General features: G+C 48.4%; 1 protein-coding gene. It reads right to left on the bottom strand.

From position 1 onward, the window contains the following. Positions 1-496, bottom strand: a 496-nt coding sequence (locus tag ACOCD2_RS23575; protein ID WP_419590599.1) for a recombinase family protein, incomplete at its 3' end; no start/stop codon positions are given. Positions 497-756: the final 260 nt, after the last annotated feature.

The following is a 756-nucleotide window of genomic DNA, read 5'->3' as shown; positions in this document are numbered from 1 at the left end:
TATCGCTGATCGAATAGTTGGGGTCGGCGTGCATCTGCTTGAGCAGAGTAATGTTTTTTGGCTGATCCAATGATTTGGGACGGCCACCTTTCTTTCCTCGGGCGCGAGCTGCTTCCAATCCGGCATTCGTGCGTTCACGGATGAGATCACGCTCAAATTCAGCCAGAGCGCTGAAAATGTGGAATACCAGTTTGCCGCCGCTGGTTTGCGTGTCGATGGCCTCCTGGAGGCTGCGAAAACCAATACCTTTTTCCTTGAGTGCGTTAATGGACTCGATCAGGTGTTGGATAGAGCGCCCCAGGCGATCCAATTTCCAGACCACCAAGGCATCACCTTCCCGCAGAACCATTTCGGCATCTTTCAGCCCAGGTCGCGCTGTCTTGGCACCACTGGCAATATCCGAGAAGATTTTGTCGCACCCAGCTTCTTTCAACGCTTTGATTTGCAAATCCAGACTTTGAGAGGGTGTTGAGACGCGGGCATAGCCAACCAGCACGAAAATTGCTCCAGAAAATGTGTCATAATCCGTTCTGAGAGAAGAATATTGACACTTTGTTTTTGAGATGGGTATTGAAACACAAAAACAGCCGGTTTCACAGAAAAATCAATGGTGGCCGCGACAGCGCCAAAAATGTTCGTTTGTGGAACAGGTTGAGAACGTATGATTTACAGGGCAATGAGTGTTCCGTATGCTGTCAACTATTCAATGTTTCACAAATAACGTGATTCTGCTAGTGAGACACGCCTTTAACCAAA

The sequence above is a fragment of the Thiolapillus sp. genome (assembly GCF_048562965.1).
Taxonomy (GTDB): domain Bacteria; phylum Pseudomonadota; class Gammaproteobacteria; order Chromatiales; family Chromatiaceae; genus Thiolapillus; species Thiolapillus brandeum_A.
Note: the sequence above shows the minus strand (reverse complement) of the source record. Positions and strands in the feature narration are given on the sequence as shown.